Here is an 18,741-nt window from a genome sequence, read left to right as displayed (position 1 = left end):
TCAGGCGAGCAGGCTGACTGCCGGGTGCCGCACGCCCGTCACGCGCAGGGTCAGGCGGTCGTCGGGCGTGGCGGTGGGGCGGGCCACCTCGCGCAGGACATAGGTGGGGTCGCCGCGCAGGTCCAGGGTCCGCAGGATCGCCGCGAGGTTCAGCATGATCAGCCCCTCGGCCATGCCGCTGCCCGCGCAGATGTGCGGCCCCAGGCCGTACGGAGCGAACGCGCCGGGCCGGCGGTGCTCCATGCGGCCGGGCGCGAACCGGTCCGGGTCGAAGGTGTCGGGGTCCGTGAAGCACGCCTCCAGCCCGTGCGAGACGGTCGTGCCGACGATCACCCGCCGACCCTGCGGCACCCGGTACCCCGCGAAGTCGAAGTCCTGCGTGACGGTGCGGGTCATGGCGGGCGCGATGGGATGCAGGCGCAGGCACTCCAGCACGAAGCGGTGCAGGTGCGGCAGCCCCCCAGGGTCTCCATGCTGGGCGGGCCGTCCCGGAACACCTCGTCGGCCTCGGCGATCAGGGCGGGCATCAGGTCCGGGTGCCGTCCGACGCGGTACAGCACGAACGCCAGGGTGTTCGCGGCGGTGTCCATTCCCGCGATGAACGCCCCGATGGCCGCCATGCGCAGGTCCAGGTCCGACCAGAACGCCGGGTCGGCAGCCTGCGCGGCCAGCAGGTCGTCGATCAGGTCCGGGTCGCGCCCGGCCTGCTCCGGGGGGACGCGGCGGTGCTCGTCGATCAGGGTTTCCACCATGCCCAGCGACCGCGCCCGCGCCCGCCGGAAGCCCGGCAGTTGCTCGACGAGCGGCGGGCGCTGCCGGGTCACGCGGACCATCAGGGTGTTCTGCACGAAGCCCAGCAGGTCACCCAGGTACGGCCGGGCGGTGCCGTTCACGACCAGGCGCGCCAGCTGCTCGGTGATCACGGCCTTGCACCAGTGCGCCACCTGCAGGTCATCCCCGGCCCGCAGCGGCGCGAGGTCCTCGGCGGTGACGGCCAGCGCGCGGCGCAGGTTCGCGCCCAGGTACGAGCGGGTGTACGTGCGGCCTTCCACCCGCCGGAACGCGCGGTGCTCCGGGCCGTCCACGCTGATCATGGACCGCTGCACCCCGAACGCCCGGTCGTTGGGGCGCCACGCCTCCAGCGAGCGCAGCACCCGCGCGGATTCCCTGACCGCCCACACGTTCGCTTCCGGGCCGGCCAGCACCGTGAAGGTCTGCCCCAGACCCGTCACGTTGAACACCGGGCCGTGTTCGCGGTACGCGCCGGTCAGGAAGGCGCGCAGCCGGTGCGGGTACAGGTTCGTGAGGCTGCCGATCACCGGCGGGCCGGGTACGGTGGGAATGACGCGCGGGGCGGGCAGCGGCGGGGCGTCGGTCATGACCCACGGTACACTTCCGCGCCGCCCATGACAAAGCCCCGCCGACCGACTGGCGGGGCGGGGCTTTCAGGGGTTTGAGGCTTACGCCTGACCGTACATGACGGCGCGTTTGACTTCCTCGATCAGCTGCGTGATGGGGATGTCGCGCGGGCAGGCTTCGGTGCAGTTGTACGCGGTGCGGCAGCGCCACACGCCGGTGTTCTGGTTCATGATGCCCAGACGCTGCTGCGTGGCCTCGTCGCGGGTGTCGAAGATGAAGCGGTGCGCCTGCACGATCGCGGCCGGGCCGAGGTACGAGCCGTTCACCCAGAAGATCGGGCAGCTGGTCGTGCAGCACGCGCACAGGATGCAGTTGCTGGAGTGCGCCATGCGCTCGGCCTCTTCCTCGGACTGGATGCGTTCGGCGGCGGGAGCCGGGGACTCGTTGATGAAGTACGGCATGATCGCCTTGTACGAGTCGAAGAACGGCTCCATGTCCACCAGCAGGTCCTTCTCGACCTTCAGGCCGCGGATGGGTTCCACCGTGATGGTCCCGCCGCTCTTGGCGACGTCGCGCACCAGGGTCTTGCAGGCGAGGCGGTTGCGGCCGTTGATCAGCATGGCGTCGCTGCCGCAGATGCCGTGCATGCACGACCGGCGGAAGGTCAGGCTGGGCTCCATGTACCACTTGATGTGGTTGATGACGTCCAGCACGCGGTCGCTCGCCTGGGCTTCCACGTCGTAGGTGGTCCAGTGCGCCTTCTTGTCCTTCTCGGGATCGAAGCGCAGGACCTTCACTTTCAGTTGAATCATCGGCACGCTCGCAGAGACGGGCGCGGCGCTGGTCGGTGCGTGGGTCTGGGTCATTGAGATTCCTTCCGGGCGGCGCGGTCGTTCACGCCGCCCGAGTGGGTGGGGGTGGGGGTCAGTACACGCGGGGCTTGGGTTCGAACGCCCGCGTGAAGCCCTTCAGGGACACGGGCTTGTACCCGATCTGCACCTGACCCTCGCGGTTCAGGTCCTTGTAGGCCATGGTGTGCTTCAGCCAGTTCTCGTCGTCGCGGGTCGTGTAGTCCTCGCGGTCGTGCGCGCCGCGCGACTCGGTGCGGTTCAGCGCACTGGCGGTCATCGCCTCGGCGCAGTCGAGCATGAAGCCCAGTTCCATCGCCTCGATCAGTTCGCTGTTGTAGCGGCGGCTGGGGTCGCTGACGCCCACGTTCGCGTACCGCGCCTTGAGTTCCTGCACGATCCCGACCTGTTTTTCCATGTCGGGGCCGTTCCGGAAGATCCCGACGTTGTTCATCATGGATTCCTGCAGTTCCTTGCGGATCGCGGCGGCGTTGTCCTTGCCGCTGCTGTTGCGCAGGCGGTCGAACAGGTCCACGCTCTCACGCTGCGGGTTTTCCGGCATGTCCGGGAATTCCACCTGACGCGCGTACTGCGCGGCGTAGATCCCGGCGCGACGGCCGAACACCACGAGGTCCCCGAGGCTGTTCGTGCCCAGGCGGTTCGCGCCGTGCAGCGACACGCACGCCTGCTCACCAGCCGCGTACAGGCCCTCTACGCTGCCGCCGTTCCCGTCACTCAGGCACAGGCCGTTCAGGTCGGTGGGAATGCCGCCCATCGCGTAGTGCGCCGTCGGCTGGATCGGCACGAGGTCCTTGACCGGGTCCATGCCCAGGTACGTGCGCGCCAGGTCCGTGATCTCGGCCAGTTTGCCCTCGATCACCTCGCGCGGCAGGTGCGTCAGGTCGATGTTCACGGCGTCCTTGTCACGGCCCACCCCGCGACCCTCGCGGATCTCGGTGATGATGGAGCGCGACACGATGTCACGCGGCGCGAGGTCCTTGATGGTCGGCGCGTACCGCTCCATGAACCGCTCGCCACTGTCGTTGCGCAGGATGCCGCCCTCACCACGGATGCCCTCTGTGACCAGGATGCCCAGCTTCGCCAGACCGGTCGGGTGGAACTGGTAGAACTCCATGTCCTCCAGCGGCAGGCCCTTGCGGTAGTAGATGCTCATCAGGTCGCCCGTCAGGGTCAGCGCGTTGCTGGTGATCTTGAACACGCGCCCGTACCCGCCGGCCGCCAGGATCACGGCCTTCGCGTGGAAGGTGTGCAGCTCGCCGGTGCTCAGCTCGTACGCGACCAGCCCACGGCAGCGGCCATCCTCGATCAGCAGGTCCGTCACGTGGAACTCGTTGAAGAACGTCGTCCCGGCCTTCACGTTCTGTTGGTACAGCGTCTGAAGGATCATGTGACCCGTCCGGTCCTTCGCGTAGCAGCTGCGCTCCACGGCCGCCTTCCCGAAATCACGGGTGTGACCGCCGAACTTCCGCTGCGCGATCTTCCCGTCCGGCGTGCGCGAGAACGGCAGACCCATGTGCTCCAGCTCGTACACCGCGTCGATGATGTCCTTGGAGAACACCTCGGCGGCGTCCTGATCGGTCAGGTAATCGCCGCCCTTGACGGTATCGAACATGTGCCATTCCCAGTGGTCTTCCTGCACGTTCCCCAGCGCCGCGCCGATCCCGCCCTGCGCCGCGCCCGTATGCGACCGCGTCGGGTACAGCTTGCTGATGCAGGCCACAGACACGTTCCCCTTGGCGGCGTACAGCGCGGCCATCAGGCCAGCGCCCCCCGCTCCCACCACCAGCACGTCATAACGATGATGCATATTTATCCTTTACCACCTGCCCGCAAAGGCAGGATCAGATCGAGAACAGACCCACCGTGCCGAACGCGAACACCAGCGCCACCACGGTATAGAACAGACCCTTCACCCACGCCCGGTTCGGACGGGACCGCACGTAATCCTCGATGGAATACCGCGCGCCGTTCGCGCCGTGCATCAGCGACAGCGCCAGGATCAGCCAGTCATAGAACTTCCAGGCCGGGTTCGCCAGCTTGGCGACCACCGCGTCATACGTCGCGTCCGACTCGCTCACCTGAATGAACGTCATGTAGATGTGCCCCAGAATCAGGAACACCAGGATCAGCCCGCTGATCCGCATGAAAATCCACCAGTTCAGCTCCGCGTTACTGTGTGACTGCTGCCGCGCGTCCGTGAACGTCCGTGCACGAATCATCAGTAACCTCCCATCAGACGCGGGTACAGCGTCCACGCGGCGTACAGGAACGACACCACGCTGATCAGCAGCACCCCGTACCACATCTGCCGCTGGTACGCCACGCCGAAGCCCGTGAAGTCCATCACGATGATCCGCAGCCCGTTGAACGCGTGGTACACCACGCCCGCCGTCACGAACAGCAGCCCGATCCGGAACGGCCACAGGTCATACGTCTCGTGAATCACCATGTAAAACCGCTCACCGAAAATGAACGACCCGATGCTGAACACGTGCAGCATCAGATAAGCCAGAATTGCCAGCCCGGACAGGCGGTGAAGCAGGAACGCCCACTGCCCCTCTCTTCCTCGGTACATTCTCCCAGTCCTCCTCGACGTCTAAACCCTTCTGTTCTCAAGGCACCGACACCCCACCACACACTAGGGCGAACGGTAAGCCGTGTGGGTGATCATTCACACCACTCTTTCAGACAGCAAGCAGTTTAACACCAGCCCGCCAGAGCGCACCCACCCCGCGGCCAGAGAACCGGAACACCCGATGTCACCGCGTGAGGTGCAAGCGCGCCCCCCACCGCGCTACCCTGAACCGCATGACCGGCCCCACCCCCACCCCACCCAAAGACCCCCAGGCCGAAGCGGAATTCACCCGCAAACTCGTCCTCGGCATCCTCAGCACCCTCGAACACAAGGGACTGCTCAGCAAAGCCGAAGTCGACGGCATCATCCGCGCCGCCCGCCACGCCGCCTACCCCACCCCACCCCGCCGCACCCCCGGCCCCGCCGCGCCCGGCACCCAGTGGGTCAAACCCGGCCAGCCCCACCAGCCCATCGACCGCACCACCCCCGTCGCCATCCCCAACGTGCAACGCACCGCCCCGCCCAGCGACCAGCCGAAAGACAAACCGGCCGAGGAAACCCCCAAAGCGCCGCCCGTCATCGACTTCGACCTGCAGTAACCCGCGACCTCGCCCCGCAACCCACAGACAGGAAGGCCGCACCCGGAAGTTGGGGTGCGGCCTTTATCGAGCAGAGGAGCTTACTTCAGCTGCGACAGGTAGTAGGTCGTGGTGTTGCCGTTGTACTCGTTGGTGATGACCTGCACGCCGCCCTGCGCGTTCAGGATGGCCTTGCTGACACTCCCCAGATTGACGGTGGTCGCAGCGGGGGTGGCCGCCGTATCGATCCTGTACACGTTGCTGGTGTCGCTGCCCCACAGTACGGCCGGGTTGCTCTGGTCGAACCCGGTCAGCGTGCCGGTCTGCACGGCAGTGAACTTGTTGACGGTGTTATCCGCGTTCAGGCGGGCAAGCTGTCCGTACGCGCTGAACCAGATGGTGCCGTCGGCGGCGATGGCTGCCGAGGTCGCGCCGCTACTCTTGAGCAGATCCAGCTTGGTGACGGTGCCAGTGGCCGTATCGATCTTCAGGGCGTCACCCGCGTACCCACCCAGGTAGACCAGGGTCTTCCCGTCCGCACCGAGGGTCAGTTGCGCGTCGTAGGAGCCGGACCCGTAATTGGCGGTACTGTCGACCGTGGTGATCACGCCGGTCGCCGGGACCCACGTCTTCAGGGACGTGGCAGTGCCGCCTACCCCGGTGTAGACGGTGTTCACGAACCACACGCGGCCCTGCCCGTCGGCCCTTCTGGTGAAGGCCGTCAGGTTGCCGAGGTTCGCGGCGGGCAGCTGGGTCACCGTACCGTCATCTGCAATCAGCGCTGGCGCTTTGACGAACCCGCTGTCGAATGCAATCACTCCTCCCGTCGTTCTGATCAACTGAAGGCTGTTCTGCGACGCCACCGCGGCGCTGGCGGCAGACTGACCCGTGGTCGTGAAGCGGGTAACAGTGTTCCTGTACGCATTGCTGCTGGAGTCGTAGGCCATTGCCGTCACAGCCCAGAGGCCGCTGGTGGCGCCCACCGCTTCGCCAACGGTCGATCCCAGCGCGGCGCGGGCCGGACGCACCGAGAGTTGAGTCTCCGCGCCGTAGGAGTTGGCACTCTGGTCTGGACTGGTGACCTTGATGGTGCTGTTGCCCAGCGTGGCGTCGGCCGTGGCGGTCAGGGTGATGGCGGTGGTCGTGGTGCTGCCCGGCGTGACCGTCACGGTCTTCGGGGAGGCCGTCACACCGGCCGGGAGGCCCGTGACGGTCAGGGTCGTCTGTCCGTTGAAGCCGTTCTGGGTGCTCACGTCCACGTTCAGCTGGGCGGTGCCGCCCTGGTAGATCTGCTGGCCGTAGTAAGACGTGGAGGAGATGGCGATGTTGACGGTCGGTGCAGGGACCCTCAGTTCCGTGGAGGCGGACGCTTTCACGGTGCCACCGTCGGCGGTCAGGGTGATCGGGTACGTGCCGGGCTTCAGGGTCGCGTCACTCTTGAAGGTCAGGCTGAGGTACGAGGAGCCGTTCAGGGTCTGCGTGACGGGCGTGACGGTCACGCCGGCCGGCAGGCCCGTGGCGGAGTACGTGACCGGCCCGCTGAAGTTCCCGACGCTGTAACCGCACACGTTCAGGGAGGCAGTCTTGCTGGGGTACAGCTCCAGGTAGTTGCTTCCGCAGGTGCCGATCGTCAGGCCGGGCTTGCGGACTTCCAGGCTGCCGTTGCCGCCGCCCACCTGCTTGCCGGTGGTGTCCTTGACGATCACGCGGAACGAACCCGAGTAGTTGTCGTTGCCGCTGTACTTGAAGGTCAGGTTCGTGTCCAGGCGCTGTGGATTGACGCCCAGGTTCTTCAGGTAGGCGGCGGTCGCCTGGGCCTGCACGCTCTGAAGCGTCGTGGCGGTCAGGTTGACGGTGGACGGCTCGATGGTCAGGCCGGGCACGTCGGTGCTGAGGCTGACCTGCCCGGTGTACCCACCTTCCTGGTACAGGCGTGCGGGCACCGACATCCCGGCGTCCGACGTGATCGTCACGGCGCTGCCCAGGCTGACCAGCACGGACGGCGTGTAAGCCGTGGCCTTGAGTTCGGAGCGCACGCTGCTGCCGAGACTACGTAGGGTGAGCGTGGAGTTGGTTTCGGCGTACTCAAGGGCATTCCAGCCGGAGTTCAGGACGACATCAAGTGCAGCGGTGAATTTGCTGCCGTCCGGGTTGGCACACAGGACAGTGCCCTTCACAGTGGCGGCCGTGGCGCTGTACAGGCGGGCGACCTGACTGCCGGGCGCGGTGCCGCCCGACACGATCTGCTCGGTGGCGAAGGCCAGTGAATCGATCTGCTCGCTGAACAGTTCCACGTCCGTGAACAGGGCCACGGACGGGTCGTTGGTTCGCGAGCCCGTGAAGGTGCAGCCACCGCCTGAAGTGAGGTTGAACATGCTTCTGCTGTCTGGGGCCTTTGTCAGCGGCAGGTCCAGCACTCCACCCTTGACGGTGCCGGTGTTGGCGAAGTCGTAATCGCTCCCGACGATCAGGACAGCGCGGGTTGCAGCCGCAGGGGCGCCCGTGACGCTCCCGGCCACGCGAGTGGCCTGTACGGCGCTGCCGGGTGAGGGCGGTGTCACGCCGCCGGTGTCTGTGGTGGAGGGACAGGCGGTCAGCAGGGCGGTCAGGCCGATCATGGCGGCCGGGAGTTTCAGTGTCTTCATGTCCGCTCAGGATTCTAATAAGAAATGCGCAGCCTCGCTGGAGTTTTGCGCCTCTTCAGCGGCCCCCCGCTTGATGAAGACCTCGTCAGATTCACCGGGGGCTGGGGTGCCCGGCCTGTTCCTCTGTGTGGCGCGGCGCCTATCTACACCACCTGCCTGCTGCGGGTGGGGGGTGGCGTATGCTCGGGGCATGTTCAACGGTTTCTGGCGGGTCGGGGCTTCCCTGGTGGGGCTTCTTCTTCGTGTGGGGCGTTGAGCGCGGCCCAGCGTTCAGTGTTCGCCCCCGGTAGCTCTCGCAGCGGCCGGGGGCGCGTTTCTTGAGGAGGCAGTGGTATGGGAATGACGATTGCGGAGAAGATCCTGGCGGCCCACAGTGGGCATGACGCGGTGGTGCCGGGGCAGCTGATCGAGTGCGCGACCGACTGGGTGCTGTGTCATGAGATCACCACCCCGGCGGCCCTGCGGATGCTGGAGGAGCGCGGCATGGACCGGGTGTTCAACCCGGATCAGATCGTGGCGGTGCCGGATCACAGCGTGCCGGCCATGAACATCAAGGCCGCGAAGATGTACCAGAAACTCAAGAGCTGGGTTCACGAGAAGGGTGTCAAGCACTTCTTCGACGTGGGTCGCGGCGGGATCGCGCACGTGGTGCTGGAGAACACGGGCCTGATGAAGCCGGGGCAGACGCTCGTCAGCGGCGACAGCCACACCTGCAACGCGGGCGCGCTGGGCGCCTTTGCGACCGGGGTGGGCAGCACGGACCTCGCGGGCGCCATCTACGCCGGGAAGGTGTGGTTCAAGGTGCCCGAAACCATGCTGATCCGCGTGACGGGCCAGACGCAGCCGGGCGTGACGCCCAAGGACATCGTGCTGGAGGTCATCAAGCGCATCGGTGCGGACGGCGCGAACTACATGGTCATGGAGTGGGTCGGAGACTACATCGACAATCTGGACATGGAGGGCCGTTTCACGCTGACGAACATGGCGATCGAGGCGGGCGGGAAGACCGGCATCGTCGCCGTGGACGACACCACCCGCGCGTACATGAGCGCCCGTGGCGTGACGCCCGACCAGTACACCGAGTACCAGTCCGATGCCGACGCGAACTTCAAGGTGGTCGTCGAGGTGGACGCCTCGGCGGTCGAGCCGACCGTCGCGTACCCGCACATTCCCAGCAACGGGCGCGTGGCGGGCAGTGACCGGATCGCCGTGACGCACGCCTACGTGGGCAGCTGCACGAACGGCCGCATCACGGACCTGCGGGACGTGGCGCGCATCCTCAAGGGCCGCCGGGTCGCGGACGGCGTGCAGATGATCGTCGTGCCCGCCACGCAGGCCATCTGGAAACAGGCCGCGCAGGAGGGGCTGCTGGAGATCTTCGTGGACGCCGGGGCGAGCGTCAGTTACCCCAGCTGCGGGGCGTGCCTGGGTATGCACTCGGGCGTGCTGGGGCCGGACGACGTGTGCATCAGCTCCTCTAACCGGAACTTCGTGGGCCGCATGGGTGACCCGAGCGCGCAGATCTACCTCGCCAGCCCGGCGACCGTCGCGGCGAGCGCCGTGGCGGGCTTCATCAGCGATCCGCGCGAGTACAACGACACCATCAACGCCGCCGACTGAACGCCGGTCGCAGCGGGCCGTGAAGGGGAGGGGAGAACGTGGATCTGAACATTCTGCTGGCCGTGGCCGCCATTCACGCGGTGGTGCTGGTCATTCCGGGTCCGGACGTGCTGCTGGTCAGCCAGACGGCGCTGGCCCGCACGCGCCGCGCGGCGCTGCTGGCCGGGCTGGGCGTGGTGCTGGGGATCAGCGTGTGGGCGGCCCTGGCGCTGCTGGGAATTGGCCTGCTGTTCGGGGCGTTCCCGTGGATTCACGGCGTGGTGAAGGTCGCGGGCGGCGCGTACCTGCTGTGGATGGGCGTGAACCTCTGGCGCAGCAGCGCCGGGCCGGACGCGCAGGCCGCGCCCGTCCAGGCGCCCCTGAGCGACCTCGCCGCGCTGCGCGCCGGGTTCCTGACGAACATCAGCAACCCCAAGGCCGCCGTGTTCTTCGGCAGCGTGTTCAGCGGCGTGCTCGGCGCGCAGGCCGGGGGCAGCCTGAAGCTCGCGGCGTTCCTGCTGATCGTGGGCCTCAGCGCCGGCTGGTTCGCGCTGGTCGCGACCGGCATGTCCGCCGCGCCCATGCAGCGCGCCTACCTGCGCGCCCGGCGCGTGGTCGACCGCGTGGCCGGCAGCCTCATGCTGGGATTCGGAACGCTGCTGCTCGCCTCGCGCGAGTAAGCTAGGTGAACTTATGGGCGAAGCAAAACGACGTAAACAACTGGGCCTGATGCCCACCGTGTACCCCTTCGACGCGACCATGGATGCGGACGGCACGCTGACCTTCACGCGCGCCCCCGAGGACGCCGCGCACCGCGAACTGATCGCGGGCGCGCTGCAGCGCTCGCAGCCGTACGGAGCCGCGTGGGAAAGCCAGTACCGCACGCTGCACGTCATGCACGGCCGCGTGGACCGCTTCCTGGAAACCGCCGAGGACGTGCAGTCCATTCCCGTGCCGGCGCTGCGCCGCCTGAGCGGCGAACTGGCGCTGGGCCGCGTGGGCGAGGGCAGCGAGACCACCGGGCGGTTCCTGCCGGTCGAGGGCGGCGCGGTCCGCCTGCGTGAAGTGCAGCACTCCGACGACGGCGTGAAATGGGACGCGTTCCCCGTGAACATGGACCCGCGCCGCGCCATGGAGTTCCTGCTGCAACACCCGGCCGCCACGCTGGGCGGCGAGGTCGTCGCGACCTACGTGGCCGAGCAGTGGCGCGAGGGCCGCCTGGACATCGACCCGGAACCCCCGGCCGAACTGCTGGACATGCTCGAATCCCTGGCCCGCGAGTGGCACGGCGACACCGAGGAGGGCTGGCAGGAAACCCACCTGGACGCCACCGACGGCGACGACACGGACCCCGTGCCGGTCGCGCGGCGCGTGGCCTTCGAACTGCGCCAGCCCGCGCCGCTGCAATCCCCACTGAACCTGGCGTTCGCCACGCTGGGCAACGTGGAGGTCACCGTGAACCGCGAGAACAGCAGCTACAGCCTCGACGGCGAGGCCTGGATCTCGTACGCCGACCCGGACGGCGAGGCCCGCGAGGACGCCCTGAACCTCCCGGACTTCCTGGACGTGGAGACCGTGCCCGTCCAGGTGTTCGCCGACGGCCGCGTGGAATGGGTGGACGAGGACGTGCCCGCCGAGCATGGCGAGCGCCTGCGCGCCGACCTGCTGCTGGAGACCGGCGCCGGGAACCCCGCCGAGTGGGCGCAGTGGACCCGTGAACTGATGGTCCAGACCTTCGAGAGCGAACTGGTCGTCCCGGAAGGCGCCGAACTGCCCGTGCCCGTCGCGGTGCTGCTGGACATTCCCCTGGACGCCCTGGACGACCCGGACCCGCTGGCCCAGTCGTTCATCGAGTCGGCCATCACCTTCGACGGCACCAACTGGCGCGACCTGTACGACGAGGAAGTGCCGCAAGAACTCCGCGCCTACCGGGCCAAAGACTGACGGTGCCGGGAACGCACGGCACCGAGAACTGAATTCGAACCGGGTCGGGACCGCCCGCCGAGTCCCGACCGCAAGGAGCCCCCATGCCCACCGTGCACGTATTTGCCCGTGACCACATCAACACCGACGAGATCATCCCCGCCCGGCACCTGACCACCGACGTGGAAAGCGAACTCGCCAAGTTCGCCATGGAGGACTACGACAAGGACTTCGTGAAACGGGTCCAGCCGGGCGACATCATCGTGGCCGGCGCGGACTTCGGCTGCGGCTCCAGCCGCGAGCACGCCGTGTGGGCGCTGCGCGGCGCGGGCGTGGCCGCCGTGATCGCCCCGAACTTCGCGCGGATCTACTACCGCAACTCCATCAACAACGGCTTCCTGGCGCTGGAATGCGACGGCATCGTGCAGGCCTTCCAGGACGGCGATCCGGCCGACCTGAACCTCACGGCGGGCACCATCACGAACACCCGCACCGGGCAGAGCCTGACCTTCGTGCCGGTCCCGCAGTTCGCGCTGGACGTGCAGAAGGCCGGCGGCTGGCTGGAGTACATGAAAGAACACGACCAGACGGCGCTGGAGGCCGAGACCCTGGACGCCCACTCCACGCAGGCCGGTCACGGCCACCCCGGCCAGGAGGAACAGCATGCCTAAGATCGTCACCCTGCCCGGCGACGGCATCGGCCCGGAGGTCACGGCGGCGGCCGTGCAGGTGCTGCGCGAGGTCGCGCCCGACGTGACCATCGAGGAACACCTGATCGGCGGCGTGGCCTACGACACGCACGGCGACCCGTTCCCGCAGCCCACCCGCGACGCCCTGGCCAACGCCGACGCGGTGCTGCTGGGCACGGTCGGCGGCGCGCAGGACAGCGCCTGGAACCTGCTGCCCCGCCACCTGCGCCCGGAAAGCGGGCTGCTGGCGCTGCGCAAGGCGCTCGGCTGCTACGCGAACCTGCGCCCGGTGCGCGTGCAGCCCGGCCTGGAGCACCTGTCCCCGCTGAAGGCGGAACTGGCGCGCGGCGTGGACATCCTGATCGTGCGCGAACTGCTGGGTGGCGTGTATTTCGACGGCGACCGCAAGATCGACGGCGACACCGCGTACAACACCATGCGCTACACCACCCCCGAGGTCGAGCGCGTCGCGAAGGTCGCCTTCTGGGCCGCCGAACAGCGCCGGGGCCGCGTGACCAGCGTGGACAAGGCCAACGTGCTGGAGGTCAGCGAACTGTGGCGCCGCGACGTCACCGCCCTGCGCGACCGCGACTACCGTGGCATTCACCTGAACCACGAGTACGTGGACAGCGTGGCCATGCTGATCGTCTCGGACCCCAGCCGCTACGACGTGATCGTCACCGAGAACCTGTTCGGGGACATCCTCAGCGACCTCGCCGCCGTCATTCCCGGCAGCCTCGGCCTGATGCCCAGCGCCAGTCTGGGCGACGGCGCCGGCCTGTTCGAACCCATCCATGGCAGCGCCCCGGACATCGCCGGGAAGGGAATCGCCAATCCTGCCGCCGCGATCATGAGCGCCGGCATGCTCCTGCGGCACGGCCTGAAACGCCCGGACGCCGCCAACCGGATCGACCGCGCCGTGGCGCTGGCCCTGCGCGCCCAGCCCACCCGCGACCTGGGCGGCGCGGCCGACACGCAGACCTTTACGCGCGCCGTCCTCAGCGCCCTGGAAAGCTCGCCCGCCGTCGGGTAAGCGGGAGCGCCGCTCAGGGCAGCGGGGAGGGGGCCGGGGAGACGCGATCCCCGGCCCCCTCCCCGCTGGCCGCTGCTGCCCCGGTCAGTGAAGGCGTTCGCGTTCCAGTTGCTGGATGCGCCGCTCCAGTTCCCGCAGGCGGGCGCGGCGGCCGGCCCGGCCCAGCTGACCGATCAGAAAGTAGGCGAGTGCGCCCACGCCCAGGGTGACACTCAGGACGGTCAGGGCGAACAGCAGTTCGGGGAGTCCCAGTGCAGGCATACCCGCAGCTTAGGAGCGGCGCCGAGCAGGCGTTGCCTCAATTGCCACACGGCCCCTGTTCAGGAACGCTTCACGTAGCGCATGCTGGGGGCATGAGCGACCCCGCCGTGACCTTTCCCGCCCCGGCCCGCATCCCGTACCCCGGCGGGTGCGTGCTGGAACCCGGCCCGTACGCGCTGGACTACCTGCTGCGGTGGCGGGCGGACGTGACCGTCCGCGGCACCCTGCACCCGGACACGCCGGTCTTCCCGCTGCTGCGCGCCCTGCTGGCCGACCCGGCCGCGCACGGCCTCAGCCCTGCCGAAGCCGGGGCGGCCCGCGACCGGTTCCTGGAACTGGCCGGGCAGGCCCTGACGGCCGAGGGTGGGCAGCGCGCGTGGCTGGAACGCGAGTTCCGCTGAGCCCCCCAGGCACGGCCGCCCTGACAGGCACGGAGGAGGTTACGCCCGACCTGACGCTCGCGCCGGCCCGTCCGGGCGAGACGCGGCACGCGCTGGCCGCCCGGACCCTGCGGGAGGCCGTGCTGGACGGCCGCCTGCCCGAGGGCACGCGCCTGCCCGGCCACCGCCGCCTCGCGCAGCGCCTGGGCGTGTCGCGCAACACGCTGGTGGACGCCCTGACCCAGCTGCACGCCGAGGGGTACGTGCGTCCGCGCGGCCGCAGCGGCACCGTGATCAGCGTCCCGGCGCTGCCCGGCCCGGCCCGCGTGAACGCCCCGGCCCTCCCGCTGAGCGCCTGGGCGATCCGCGCGCTGCGGGGACAGGTGCCGGAGGCCGGCGGGGACACCTTCGCCGTGGATTTCCGGGTGGGGCAGCCCGTCCCGGAGCTGTACCCGGAATCCGCGTGGACGCAGGCGCTCGCCCGGCGCGCCGCGCAGGTCACGCACGCCCACCCGCACGACCCGCTGGGGCCGCTCGAGACGCGCCGCGCGCTGGCCGCGTACCTGAGCGCCGAGCGGGGCGCGCGCGTGACGCCGGACATGGTCATGCTGACCGGCGGCACGCAGTCCGCGCTGGACGCCCTGGCCCGCGTGTTCCTGGAGCCGGGCCGGCTGGCCGCCGCCGAGGACCCCACCTACGCCGGGGCGCGCGCCGCGCTCGCCGCGACCGGCGCGGACGTGACGGGCGTTCCCGTCGACGATGGCGGTCTGCGCACGGACGCCCTGCCCGGCCGCGCGACCCTGGTGTACGTCACGCCCGGCTGCCAGTACCCCACGGCCGTCAGCCTGAGCGCCGCGCGGCGGCAGGCGCTGATCGCCTGGGCGACCGCCGCCGACGCCTTCATCCTGGAAGACGATTACGCCGCGGACCTGCACCTGACCTCGCGCCCGCCGCCCGTGTTGCAGGGGCTGGCGCCGGACCGCGTGATCCTGCTCGGGTCGTTCAGCAAGAGTCTGGCGCCCGTCACCCGCAGCGGGTTCCTGGTCGCGCCGCCGGACGTGCTGCGCGTCCTGACCGGGACCCGCCCCCTGACCGACCGCCTGCCGGGCCGCCTGGACGCCCTGGCCCTGGCGGACGTGCTGAGTTCCGGCGCGTACGCCCGCCACCTGCGCCGCGCGCGCGGCACCGTCGCCCACCGGCAGGAGACGCTGGTCACGGAACTGCGCCGCGCCCTGACCGGCTGGACGGTCACGCCGGTCGCGTCGGGCCTGCACCTGTACCTGCCGCTGCCGTCCCCCTGGACCGAGGAGCAGGTCCTGGACCGCGCCGCCGCGCAGGGCGTGGCGCTCAGTCCGGTCTCGCCGCTCGCGGCGGGCGGTCACGTGCCGGCCGTGCTGCTGGGCTTCGCGGGCCTGCCGGCCGAGCAGCTGCGTGACGGCGCGCGCCGGCTCGGGCTGGCGCTGCGGGGCGCACCCTGACCGGGCGGGAGGTCCCCCGGCCGGGGGGGGCGGCCGGCAACCCGGCGCGCACCCCGGCGGGCCGCGCGGTAGACTGCGCGCAATGCGCCTGCTGCTCGCCGCCCTGGCCCTGGTCCTGACGTTGATGTACTTCACGTTCGGGCTGCGTTTCGGGTATGTCACCCTGACGCCCACGTACCTCCTGAACGCCAGCGGCGAGAACCGCTACGGCCTGAACATCTTCGAGGACCGCAAGATGATCGGCGTGCGCGGCTCCTGCGACGTGCGTTCCGGCACGGCCACCGTGCGCCTGCTCGACCCCAAGGGCATTCAGGTGGCCGGTCAGGTCTGCCCGAAAGGCACCTGGGGCCTGAACGTCATGACCACCGGCCCGGAAGGCAAGTACCAGCTGATCGTGGAGTTCTCGAAGTTCACGGGCACGATGGACCTGAAAGAATCCCGCGAGTGACGGGCTGCCCGGCCCCGCCCCGCTTCACGGGTTTCTCATAGATTCCCGTTGCGGGGTCCGCTAGCCTCGGGCGTTCATGACCGCTGCCCCTGTCGCCGACCTGCCCCCTGCCGAGCCGGCCGACCGGCCACCCCCCACCCCCGAGGCAGGCGTCACGTTCAGCCCGTCCGTCCTGGCGCGCGCCCGCCGCTGGGCGACGTTCTACCACGCCTCGGAGGTGCTGCTGGACCCGCACGGGCACTTCGCGCCGCAGCCACGCGACCAGATGAGCGTCAGCGTTCACCTGTACGCCGTGACCCGCCGCCACCTCGACGGCGTCCGGCCGGACGAGCGGGCCGTCCTGGCGCGCATGTGGACCCTCGATCAGATCGCGGCTGCCCAGGACCGCGCCGCCCGGCACGGCCCCGACACGCTGGACCAGTCCGGCGGCCACCCGGTCGCGCTGGTCCCGGCTGCCCCGGCGGCCCTGCGGATGGACGACCTGCTGGGTCGCCTGGGCTGATACGGACTCCGATTGAATGGGCTGCAAAGCCCGTTCAATCCGAGCGGATGCGAGTAGGAGAGAGACGGGTTCCGGACGTGGAGCCGGCAATCCGGTGACGTTCCGGATTGTTGGCGAAACAAACGGAATCCGTATGATCCGGACGACCCTCAGCGCAGCAGGGCGCGCAGGCCCCGGCGTGGGGGCGGGAACCGCGCTGCTTGCACCTGCCCGGCGAAGTCCTCCAGTGTGGCCTGGAGGTGCTGCGCCTCGGCCAGCAGGCGGCTGCTGATGGCCTGTACCTGCGAGTCGCGTTCCTGCTCCCAGTGGTGCAGGACCCGTTCGTTCAGGCGGGCGTGGTCGGGGCTGGTCACGTCGCGCGGCGGGGCGAGGCGGTCACGGGCCCGTTCGAGGTACGTGACGTGATCGGTCGCGCGGGCCGCGTCCGCCAGGGTGCCCTGCGCCTTGAGCTGCGCCACGCGCGCCGCGAGGCGTTCGCGTTCCAGCACGGCGCGGGCACGTTCGCGGCCCTGTACGAGTGCGGCCCCGGCGGCCATGCCCACCAGCGCCAGCGTGAAGGTCAGCAGTGACCAGTGCTGCGGCGCGGTGTCCGTCTCGGGCAGGGCGTTCAGGTCGGTCAGCTGGCCCTGCTGCGCGGCGTTCGCGGCGATCTCGGCCGTGACGCGCAGGATGCCGTCCCAGTTCAGGAACCCTTCCACGCCCAGGTACAGCGCCGTGACGGCCACGATCCCGGCCGTGTACGCGCGCGCGGGCGCCATGCCGGGCGTGACCGGCGCGAGCTTGGCGCGGTACGCGAGTTCATCCACCAGCCACAGCAGCAGCACGCTGAACATCACGCCGGCCGTCAGGGCGATCAGGGTCAGGTACAGCCGGGATTCCGGGTTGAACAGCAGGTTGATGCTGACCCCGCTGATGACCCCCACGAAGAACTTGCTGAACACCGCGAAGCCGTTGAACACGCGTTTGCTGCCGCTCTTCTGCTCGGGCGGGCGGATGGCGTGCCCCTCGCGGGCCAGGTCCATGACGGCCTGCTGGGTGTACAGGTCCTCGGCGCCGGTCGTGTCCGGGCGGGCGCCCACGCCCACCAGCGCCTCGAACCGCCGGGCGCGGGCCTGTTCGATGGCGGCGGTCGCGGCCTCGTAGTCGCGTTCCACGCCTCCGCTCGCGGCGTTCATGAAGGTCAGGTGCTCCTGCTGCCGCTCCCAGCTGCCGCGCACGCCCACGCCCGTCTCGGCCAGCACGCGGGTCAGGGCCGAGCGCGCCTGCCCGTGCTGCACGCGGTACCCCTCGACGTTCAGGTGCAGCAGCCGGGCGCGGCTGTTCAGGGCCGCGCGGGTCGCCTCGTCCGGCACCAGACTCAGTTCGCCGCGCAGGTCGTCCAGCAGGGCCGCGAACTGCGCCGGGTCCAGCACCGGCAGGAACGCGTCGGCGCTCAGCGGGTCCGGGCGGGGCAGCGCCGCCTCGTACAGGCGCGGGTCGAAGTCCGGCCCGGTGTCCTGGGGGGCGGCGGGGGCATGGGGCGCTGTGTGCTTGCCTGCGTCGGTGCCGTCCGGGGCAGCCTCGCCCTCGAATTCCAGATCGACGGTGCCCAGGTCTGGGCCACTGAGCGTCACTCGCGACAGGGGCCGGGTCAGTGGGCTGGTGTCGCCTGGGCTGGTGGGGTCGCCTGGGCGGGTCACTGGCGGGCCGCCTTCACGGCCGCCGCGAAGGTCGGGTACACGTTCGACAGGTCGTACGCGCCGGCCAGCAGCACGCGCCGGTCACTGGCCGGGGTGCCCAGCGCCTTCACGAACGAGTCGCGCACCGACACCCCGCCCGCCCCCGCCTCCGGGCTGAGGCCCGCCACGAACAGCGTCCGGGTGGTCTTCGCGCCCAGCAGCGTGCGGGTCACGCCGCCCAATCCGGCGCGGCCGGGGTCGTCCAGCAGCGCGCCGTCCGTGAACAGCACGACCACGTCGTTCACCTTCGCGGTCTGCGCGGCGCGCTTTGCGGCCTGGGTCAGTCCGGCCGTGATGGCGCTGCCGCGCCCCGTGCAGGGTTTGGTCAGCGCGGCGGTGTAGCGCAGGATGTCCGCCCTGGCCATGCGCGCCCCGTTCTTCGAGCTGAACGTGAAGTCCGCGACGGTCTGCACGCCGTCGCACACGCGCAGCAGGGTCAGGGTGTCGCCGCTGCGCAGCTGGTTGAGCATCACGCTCTGCGCCAGCAGCCGCGCCTGATCCGCGTACCGGAAGGCGGGGTTCTTGCTGCTGCCGGTCATGTCCACTGCGACCGTCAGGTGCAGCGGCGGCGTGGACAGGCCCAGCAGCGTCGAGGCGCTCATGGTCGGCACCGGCAGGGACAGGGTGGACAGGGACAGGGCAGACAGCAGGGCAGGGGTCACAGGCATGGGCACTCCAGAAGGC

The 18,741-nt window shown here is 69.7% G+C and carries 18 protein-coding genes and 1 pseudogene; 10 read left to right on the top strand and 9 right to left on the bottom strand.

The annotated features are described in order from the left end of the window. The 5 genes and pseudogenes from CBQ26_RS17315 to sdhC all read right to left on the bottom strand — a co-directional run bounded on the left by CBQ26_RS17315 (position 1) and on the right by sdhC (position 4,803). Positions 1–1,379 (bottom strand): annotated as a pseudogene (locus tag CBQ26_RS17315) (cytochrome P450). 81 nt (positions 1,380–1,460) lie between these two features. Further along, a complete protein-coding gene (locus CBQ26_RS17310; RefSeq protein ID WP_088249880.1) occupies positions 1,461–2,225 on the bottom strand; it encodes a succinate dehydrogenase iron-sulfur subunit in 765 nt (254 codons plus the stop codon). A gap of 58 nt (positions 2,226–2,283) precedes the next feature. Then, the gene (gene sdhA, locus CBQ26_RS17305; protein WP_088249879.1) at positions 2,284–4,035 is read right to left on the bottom strand and encodes a succinate dehydrogenase flavoprotein subunit; all 1,752 of its coding nucleotides are present in this window, start codon (positions 4,033–4,035) and stop codon (positions 2,284–2,286) included. A gap of 34 nt (positions 4,036–4,069) precedes the next feature. Further along, positions 4,070–4,447: a succinate dehydrogenase hydrophobic membrane anchor subunit gene (locus CBQ26_RS17300; protein ID WP_088249878.1), complete on the bottom strand. Its 378-nt coding sequence runs from the start codon at positions 4,445–4,447 to the stop codon at positions 4,070–4,072. Then, positions 4,447–4,803, bottom strand: a complete 357-nt coding sequence (gene sdhC, locus CBQ26_RS17295) for a succinate dehydrogenase, cytochrome b556 subunit (RefSeq protein ID WP_088249877.1) — start codon at positions 4,801–4,803, stop codon at positions 4,447–4,449. The genes CBQ26_RS17300 and sdhC overlap by 1 nt, the downstream gene beginning before the upstream one ends. A 233-nt stretch (positions 4,804–5,036) precedes the next feature. On the opposite strand from sdhC, the gene CBQ26_RS22250 reads away from it, so the two are divergent. After that, positions 5,037–5,402, top strand: a complete 366-nt coding sequence (locus tag CBQ26_RS22250; protein ID WP_191299395.1) for a hypothetical protein — start codon at positions 5,037–5,039, stop codon at positions 5,400–5,402. Between the two features lie 80 nt (positions 5,403–5,482). Here CBQ26_RS22250 and CBQ26_RS17285 read toward each other — a convergent pair whose 3' ends face one another. After that, positions 5,483–8,026 carry a hypothetical protein gene (locus tag CBQ26_RS17285; protein WP_088249876.1) on the bottom strand — a complete coding sequence of 848 codons (2,544 nt, stop codon included), beginning with the start codon at positions 8,024–8,026 and terminating at the stop codon, positions 5,483–5,485. Positions 8,027–8,359: 333 nt separating this feature from the next. On the opposite strand from CBQ26_RS17285, the gene CBQ26_RS17280 reads away from it, so the two are divergent. The 5 genes from CBQ26_RS17280 to leuB all read left to right on the top strand — a co-directional run bounded on the left by CBQ26_RS17280 (position 8,360) and on the right by leuB (position 13,270). Further along, positions 8,360–9,646 (top strand): homoaconitate hydratase family protein, encoded by a 1,287-nt coding sequence (locus tag CBQ26_RS17280; protein ID WP_088249875.1) that lies wholly within the window; start codon positions 8,360–8,362, stop codon positions 9,644–9,646. A gap of 38 nt (positions 9,647–9,684) precedes the next feature. Next, entirely contained in the window at positions 9,685–10,305 is a 621-nt protein-coding gene (locus CBQ26_RS17275) for a LysE family transporter (RefSeq protein ID WP_229843970.1), read from the top strand. A gap of 13 nt (positions 10,306–10,318) precedes the next feature. Then, on the top strand, positions 10,319–11,569 hold the full coding sequence (locus CBQ26_RS22055; protein WP_172418146.1) for a hypothetical protein: 1,251 nt from the start codon (positions 10,319–10,321) through the stop codon (positions 11,567–11,569). A gap of 83 nt (positions 11,570–11,652) precedes the next feature. Then, positions 11,653–12,219: a 3-isopropylmalate dehydratase small subunit gene (locus CBQ26_RS17265; RefSeq protein WP_088249874.1), complete on the top strand. Its 567-nt coding sequence runs from the start codon at positions 11,653–11,655 to the stop codon at positions 12,217–12,219. Continuing rightward, complete coding sequence (gene leuB / locus CBQ26_RS17260) at positions 12,212–13,270, top strand: 3-isopropylmalate dehydrogenase (protein ID WP_088249873.1); 1,059 nt, start codon at positions 12,212–12,214, stop codon at positions 13,268–13,270. Before CBQ26_RS17265 ends, leuB begins: the two co-directional genes overlap by 8 nt. Before the next feature lie 84 nt (positions 13,271–13,354). Here leuB and CBQ26_RS21530 read toward each other — a convergent pair whose 3' ends face one another. Beyond that, the gene (locus CBQ26_RS21530) at positions 13,355–13,531 is read right to left on the bottom strand and encodes a lipopolysaccharide assembly protein LapA domain-containing protein (protein ID WP_143342198.1); all 177 of its coding nucleotides are present in this window, start codon (positions 13,529–13,531) and stop codon (positions 13,355–13,357) included. A gap of 92 nt (positions 13,532–13,623) precedes the next feature. Here CBQ26_RS21530 and CBQ26_RS17255 point away from each other — a divergent pair, with 92 nt between their 5' ends. The 4 genes from CBQ26_RS17255 to CBQ26_RS17240 all read left to right on the top strand — a co-directional run bounded on the left by CBQ26_RS17255 (position 13,624) and on the right by CBQ26_RS17240 (position 16,339). After that, positions 13,624–13,932 (top strand): hypothetical protein, encoded by a 309-nt coding sequence (locus CBQ26_RS17255; RefSeq protein ID WP_088249872.1) that lies wholly within the window; start codon positions 13,624–13,626, stop codon positions 13,930–13,932. Continuing rightward, entirely contained in the window at positions 13,908–15,389 is a 1,482-nt protein-coding gene (gene pdxR / locus CBQ26_RS17250; protein WP_373297102.1) for a MocR-like pyridoxine biosynthesis transcription factor PdxR, read from the top strand. The genes CBQ26_RS17255 and pdxR overlap by 25 nt, the downstream gene beginning before the upstream one ends. A gap of 82 nt (positions 15,390–15,471) precedes the next feature. Next, positions 15,472–15,837, top strand: a complete 366-nt coding sequence (locus CBQ26_RS17245) for a hypothetical protein (protein WP_088249871.1) — start codon at positions 15,472–15,474, stop codon at positions 15,835–15,837. A 76-nt stretch (positions 15,838–15,913) separates the two neighbouring features. Then, a complete protein-coding gene (locus CBQ26_RS17240) occupies positions 15,914–16,339 on the top strand; it encodes a hypothetical protein (protein ID WP_088249870.1) in 426 nt (141 codons plus the stop codon). A gap of 149 nt (positions 16,340–16,488) precedes the next feature. Here the strand turns inward: CBQ26_RS17240 and CBQ26_RS17235 are convergent, their stop codons facing one another. Both CBQ26_RS17235 and CBQ26_RS17230 read right to left on the bottom strand, forming a co-directional pair. Further along, positions 16,489–18,018, bottom strand: a complete 1,530-nt coding sequence (locus CBQ26_RS17235) for a hypothetical protein (RefSeq protein ID WP_229843971.1) — start codon at positions 18,016–18,018, stop codon at positions 16,489–16,491. Further along, complete coding sequence (locus tag CBQ26_RS17230) at positions 18,015–18,725, bottom strand: VWA domain-containing protein (protein ID WP_088250059.1); 711 nt, start codon at positions 18,723–18,725, stop codon at positions 18,015–18,017. Before CBQ26_RS17230 ends, CBQ26_RS17235 begins: the two co-directional genes overlap by 4 nt. Positions 18,726–18,741: the final 16 nt, after the last annotated feature.

This window comes from Deinococcus indicus, assembly GCF_002198095.1.
Classification (GTDB): domain Bacteria; phylum Deinococcota; class Deinococci; order Deinococcales; family Deinococcaceae; genus Deinococcus; species Deinococcus caeni.
This window is presented reverse-complemented; position numbering and strand designations above follow the sequence as displayed.

Excerpts from the sequence above, each read along its gene's own strand:
- CBQ26_RS17310 (WP_088249880.1), bottom strand. The coding sequence starts at position 2,225 with ATGACCCAGACCCACGCACCGACCAGCGCCGCGCCCGTCTCTGCGAGC.
- sdhA (WP_088249879.1), bottom strand. The coding sequence starts at position 4,035 with ATGCATCATCGTTATGACGTGCTGGTGGTGGGAGCGGGGGGCGCTGGC.
- CBQ26_RS17300 (WP_088249878.1), bottom strand. The coding sequence starts at position 4,447 with ATGATTCGTGCACGGACGTTCACGGACGCGCGGCAGCAGTCACACAGT.
- sdhC (WP_088249877.1), bottom strand. The coding sequence starts at position 4,803 with ATGTACCGAGGAAGAGAGGGGCAGTGGGCGTTCCTGCTTCACCGCCTG.
- CBQ26_RS22250 (WP_191299395.1), top strand. The coding sequence starts at position 5,037 with ATGACCGGCCCCACCCCCACCCCACCCAAAGACCCCCAGGCCGAAGCG.
- CBQ26_RS17285 (WP_088249876.1), bottom strand. The coding sequence starts at position 8,026 with ATGAAGACACTGAAACTCCCGGCCGCCATGATCGGCCTGACCGCCCTG.
- CBQ26_RS17280 (WP_088249875.1), top strand. The coding sequence starts at position 8,360 with ATGGGAATGACGATTGCGGAGAAGATCCTGGCGGCCCACAGTGGGCAT.
- CBQ26_RS22055 (WP_172418146.1), top strand. The coding sequence starts at position 10,319 with ATGGGCGAAGCAAAACGACGTAAACAACTGGGCCTGATGCCCACCGTG.
- CBQ26_RS17265 (WP_088249874.1), top strand. The coding sequence starts at position 11,653 with ATGCCCACCGTGCACGTATTTGCCCGTGACCACATCAACACCGACGAG.
- leuB (WP_088249873.1), top strand. The coding sequence starts at position 12,212 with ATGCCTAAGATCGTCACCCTGCCCGGCGACGGCATCGGCCCGGAGGTC.
- CBQ26_RS21530 (WP_143342198.1), bottom strand. The coding sequence starts at position 13,531 with ATGCCTGCACTGGGACTCCCCGAACTGCTGTTCGCCCTGACCGTCCTG.
- CBQ26_RS17255 (WP_088249872.1), top strand. The coding sequence starts at position 13,624 with ATGAGCGACCCCGCCGTGACCTTTCCCGCCCCGGCCCGCATCCCGTAC.
- CBQ26_RS17245 (WP_088249871.1), top strand. The coding sequence starts at position 15,472 with ATGCGCCTGCTGCTCGCCGCCCTGGCCCTGGTCCTGACGTTGATGTAC.
- CBQ26_RS17240 (WP_088249870.1), top strand. The coding sequence starts at position 15,914 with ATGACCGCTGCCCCTGTCGCCGACCTGCCCCCTGCCGAGCCGGCCGAC.
- CBQ26_RS17230 (WP_088250059.1), bottom strand. The coding sequence starts at position 18,725 with ATGCCTGTGACCCCTGCCCTGCTGTCTGCCCTGTCCCTGTCCACCCTG.